The sequence below is a fragment of the Spirabiliibacterium pneumoniae genome (assembly GCF_014884995.1).
Lineage (GTDB): Bacteria > Pseudomonadota > Gammaproteobacteria > Enterobacterales > Pasteurellaceae > Spirabiliibacterium > Spirabiliibacterium pneumoniae.
The window spans coordinates 1-4,714 of sequence record NZ_JABMII010000023.1 but is presented as its reverse complement, the minus strand read 5'-3'; the positions used below and the strand labels follow the sequence as shown (position 1 = coordinate 4,714).

General features: G+C 44.5%; 4 protein-coding genes. 2 read left to right on the top strand and 2 right to left on the bottom strand.

Features of this window, described 5'->3' with window-relative positions:
- Window positions 1–373 precede the first annotated feature (373 nt).
- Together ftsN and priA are read right to left on the bottom strand one after the other, a co-directional pair.
- Window positions 374–1,177 carry a cell division protein FtsN gene (gene ftsN / locus HPC38_RS10350; protein ID WP_208121203.1) on the bottom strand — a complete coding sequence of 268 codons (804 nt, stop codon included), beginning with the start codon at window positions 1,175–1,177 and terminating at the stop codon, window positions 374–376.
- 98 nt (window positions 1,178–1,275) lie between these two features.
- On the bottom strand, window positions 1,276–3,492 hold the full coding sequence (priA, locus tag HPC38_RS10345; protein WP_208121204.1) for a primosomal protein N': 2,217 nt from the start codon (window positions 3,490–3,492) through the stop codon (window positions 1,276–1,278).
- A 198-nt stretch (window positions 3,493–3,690) separates the two neighbouring features.
- On the opposite strand from priA, the gene rpmE reads away from it, so the two are divergent.
- Both rpmE and mazG read left to right on the top strand, forming a co-directional pair.
- Window positions 3,691–3,906: a 50S ribosomal protein L31 gene (gene rpmE / locus HPC38_RS10340; protein WP_208121202.1), complete on the top strand. Its 216-nt coding sequence runs from the start codon at window positions 3,691–3,693 to the stop codon at window positions 3,904–3,906.
- Between the two features lie 70 nt (window positions 3,907–3,976).
- Window positions 3,977–4,660: a nucleoside triphosphate pyrophosphohydrolase gene (gene mazG / locus HPC38_RS10335; RefSeq protein WP_208121201.1), complete on the top strand. Its 684-nt coding sequence runs from the start codon at window positions 3,977–3,979 to the stop codon at window positions 4,658–4,660.
- Window positions 4,661–4,714 lie beyond the last annotated feature (54 nt).

The following is a 4,714-nucleotide window of genomic DNA, read 5'->3' as shown; positions in this document are numbered from 1 at the left end:
ATCAAACTCTTCAATTTAAAAAGTTTAAATCTTCTCGCTCAATGAATTTTGACTTAAAATTTTAAGCACTCATTAAGACTTCATATTTTATAAAAAACAAAGCCACAAGTGCCCACACAGATTGTCTGATATTTTGTTAAAGAACGTTTTTGACATCAAAGTCAAGGCTTAGAATTATATAAGATCTTCTCGCCGCAGATCAAGCAGTTTTTTCAACTTTTTGATCTTTTTCCACCGCACTTTGCATTGCCGTGCGTCAGTGGGTGCGAATTATAGTGCGTGGCAAAACTTTCGCAAGTGTTTTTTTCACAAAAATAATTAAGTGCGGTTTTTATCGCCAAACTGGCGAAAAACCGCACTTTATGAAGGAGACTTACATCGCCACCACAACACAGGTCGCCACAGCTTTAGCACGATTTAATTCCGCTTTAGCCGCGTTGCGATCGCCTACTGGCCCGATAAAAACACGCGTCCAGTTGGCACTGACTGCGGTGCGAGCATTAAAACCCGACATAACAAGTTTTGCTTGCAGATTTTCTGCTTGTTGGCGATTTTTAAATGCACCACATTGCAAGCCAAATTTGCCCTTGCTGACCGTGGTTTCCGTGCTTGGGGGGATACTTTCATTGGCTGTTTTCTTCTCGCTTGGTGCAGTCTTTTTCTCAGCTTTGCTTGATTTAGCTTCGGTGACCACTACCTCTTTTGGCTGAGACTTTTCGATAACAACAGGTTTTTCAACTACTTGAGGCGCTTTTTTCTCAACCTTATGCTCTTTGATCACTGGCTCTTGTGGTTTTTCCACTTTTGGCACATTCGCAACAGGTTGATCACGTTCAAGCATTTTTAGGATCTGTTTTTGCTCTTCCGTCAAATTTTGTATTTTACTGGTGTCTTTCGGCATATCCTCGATCGGAATTTCGCGTGTTTCAAGATCACGAATGTAGCTCCATACCTCTTCAGGACGACTCGGTAATGTGCTTTTCGGCTGCTCTTCAGGCGCACTTTCCACCGCAGGCAGCGCCACACCACTTTCTGTTGACTTTTCTTTCAGCAAGAACAATCCTGCAGCGAAGGCGGCCACGATCGCTAATAAGATGATCAGTAATAATGTTTTATTCACAGGCGCGTGCTTTTTCTTTCTTATTTTGCCTCTGGCGGCATAGTCTCGCTGAACCACGATGGTAACCTTTTGATCAAGTCTATAATAAATACTAAGTTAAGAATTTTACTCAAAAAAGGGGCTATTGCCTAGTATCAATCCAATAATATTCACAATTAGCTAAAATCGATCGGATCTATATCCAAAATACATTGCAAATGACTAGCCTGTGCCAGCATTTTTTGTGCCAGTGCTGTTAATAGGCGCTGCAATAGGGATTTCGATGGATGTTGTAATAATAATTGCCAATGATAAAAACCCGCTTTTTTCGCCATCAGTCCTTCTATCGGCCCTAGAATTTGCAGTGCAGGGATATGATGCTGTGCACCATAGTCTCTGATGGTTTGAGCAAGCATATCTAAATAGCTCACCGCACTTTCACTGTTTTTGCTGCGCACTTTGAATAACGCTTGCCCTGCATAGGGTGGCAGCCCAAGCTGTGCGCGTAGTTGCAAAGCTTGCTTAGCAAAGGCACGATAACCTTTATCTAACAAAGTACTCAATAACGGATGATGTGGGAAATGGGTTTGCAACACCACTTCGCCTGCTTGCAACCCTCGCCCTGCACGACCAGCAACTTGCACATAGAGCTGCGCTAAACGTTCTTCGCTGCGAAAATCTTGTGAAAATAACGCGCCATCAATATTCAACAGCGCCACTAAAGTGACATCAGGAAAATGGTGGCCTTTCGCCAGCATCTGCGTGCCAATTAAAATCTGGCTTTTCTTTTGCTCAATAGTCTTTAAATGCGCTTCAAGGCTGCCTTTGCGTGCGGTGCTATCACGATCAATGCGTACCGCACTAAATGCTGGAAATCGCTGCTTAAGCTGCTGCTCTAGCTGCTCCGTGCCGATGCCAGTGGTCACTAAATGCGTTGAACCGCACTTTGGACATTGTCTCGGAATAGGGCGCTGGATGCCACAATGATGGCAACGCAAATGATGCTGTGTTTGATGATAAGTATAAGGGCGCTCACACTGTTGACATTCTGCTAACCAGCCGCATTCATGACAAAGCATAACGGGTGCATAGCCTCGACGGTTTAAAAAGAGTAAGACTTGATTGCCCCGCTCAAGGTGCTCTCGCATCAGGCTTTCCAGTCGCGCAGAAATGCCCGCATTCAGTGGCTGATTTTTCAAATTGATAATATGCTGAGAAAGATTGTGCGCACTGATAGCACGACGATCGAGCTGTAATAGGCGGTATTTATTTTTTTCCACATTTGCCAAACTCTCCAAGCTCGGCGTTGCACTGCCAAGAATGATCGGAATATTCGCCTTGCGTGCACGCACCACCGCCATATCCCGCGCATGGTAACGCCATTGGGTATCTTGTTGTTTATAGGAGGGATCATGCTCTTCATCAACAATGATCAATCCAAGAGTCTGAAACTGGGTAAACAAAGCCGAGCGAGTGCCGATCACAATCGCACTGGCACCGCACTTTGCCCGTTTCCATGCGGCAAAGCGTTGGCGATCCGTCAAATTAGAATGCAACACATCAATCGGCAAATGAAAACGCTGCTCAACACTGCGCACCAATTGCGGCGTCAACCCAATTTCTGGCACAAGAAACAGCACTTGTTTGCCTTGTTTTAGCACCTCTTCCATCATTTGCAAATACACTTCCGTTTTGCCAGATCCTGTGATGCCATCTAATAACCATGTGTGGTGATCTTTGGCCATTGCCATCGCATTAAGTGCTAAAGCTTGCTGCTTGTTTAAGTACGGTTTATTGTCACTTGCCACCCATACAGTGTCCAGCGCATCTTGCCATGGTGTAAACACACTCTGCTGAACGCGTTTTTCGATCAATTTTTTCTCCTGCAACGCGCGTAAAAGTGCACTGTTTTCGCGCACATCTTCAGCCAAAATAGTATGCTCAGGCGCCTGACTCAGACATTCAAGGAACGCCTTTTGTTTCGGTGCGCGGCTTAGCGTGTTGTGTAAAAGTGCGGTTTCACCTGCTGGGGTCAGCCGATAAACATAACTTGGCGCCATTTCATCTGCTTCACCAGTACGCAATTTAGTAGGCAAGGCCTGAAAAAGCACATCGCCAAGCCCTGCGTGGTAATAACGCGCAGCCCATTCAAGCAAAGAATCCATTTCGGGCGTAAAAATTGAATGGTGATCGAGCACCTCAAGAATGGGTTTGAGTTTTTCTTTCGGTAGTGGGCTTTCTGTTGGCAAATCAACCACGATCGCAATGCGATGTTGCCGCCCAAAAGGCACTCGCACACGCGCCCCAACGGCGATCGTCTGATCGGCGGGTGCGAGGTAATCAAAGGTTTTGGCCAGCGGCAAAGCCAGCACTGCGCGTACAAAAGTTGTCATCATTTTTATCTCTACTCATCTGCGTCAGTATAGCCCATCTTGCACCAAACCGCACTTTACAAATAAAGTTGCGAATCGCCGTTTTATTTTGTATAATTCACCGCCTTATACACAAGGTTGTGCAATTTGCACTTGATTAATACATATGGTGTCGGGCAAGCGATCCGATAGCGATATGGCTTCACATTGAGGTTTTCTATGAAACAAGGTATTCATCCTGAATATAAAGAAGTGACTGCAACGTGTTCTTGCGGTAACGTGATCAAAGTTCGTTCTACTGTGGGACACGATATTAACCTGGACGTTTGTGGTGTTTGTCACCCATTCTATACAGGTAAACAACGTGTGGTAGATACTGGCGGTCGTGTAGAGCGTTTCAACAAACGTTTCAACATTCCTGGTTCTAAAAAATAAGTGGTGACCGCACTTTTGTCTTTATCAAACCGAGCGATTGCTCGGTTTTTTATTATCACAAGGAGAGAATATGCAATCCATTGAACAATTAATTGAGATTATGCGCCAGCTGCGCAATCCTAATGGTGGTTGCCCGTGGGATTTGGAACAAACCTATCAAAGCATGATCCCCAATGTGTTGGAAGAAAGCTACGAAGTGGTCGAAACTTTGCAAACGCCCGATTTCACTGCCATGCGTGAAGAACTCGGGGACTTATTATTGCAAGTGATTTTTCTAAGCCAACTGGCAAATGAAGACAAACAATTTAATTTTGATGATGTCGTAAGCCATCTTAATCAAAAATTGATTTTTCGCCACCCACACGTTTTTGGTGAAAAACAAGCCCAAAACGGTGAAGAAGCATTAAAAAATTGGGAAGCACAAAAAGCACAAGAGCGACTCGAGAAAAAACAATTTTCACTCCTTGATGATATTCCTCGCGCATTACCTGCGCTTTTGCGCGCTGAGAAATTACAAAAACGGATCACTAAACTCGAGCAAACCGCACTTTGTCGAGAAGATCTCATCACCCAAAGCCAACAACAGCTGCAAACATTAAAAGGTAATGAACACGATGCCCAACAATTGGGGCAATTATTATACAATGTGGTCGAGCTATGTCGCCAATCAGGCTTAAAAGCTGAAAGTTTATTGCGAGAAGAAAACGAACGTCGTGAAAAAGCGGCCCGCCAAATGGAGCAACAAAATAGCTAAAGTGCGGTCTTGAGGTAACAAAAAAGGGCGAATCATCGCCCTTTTTCTTTATGC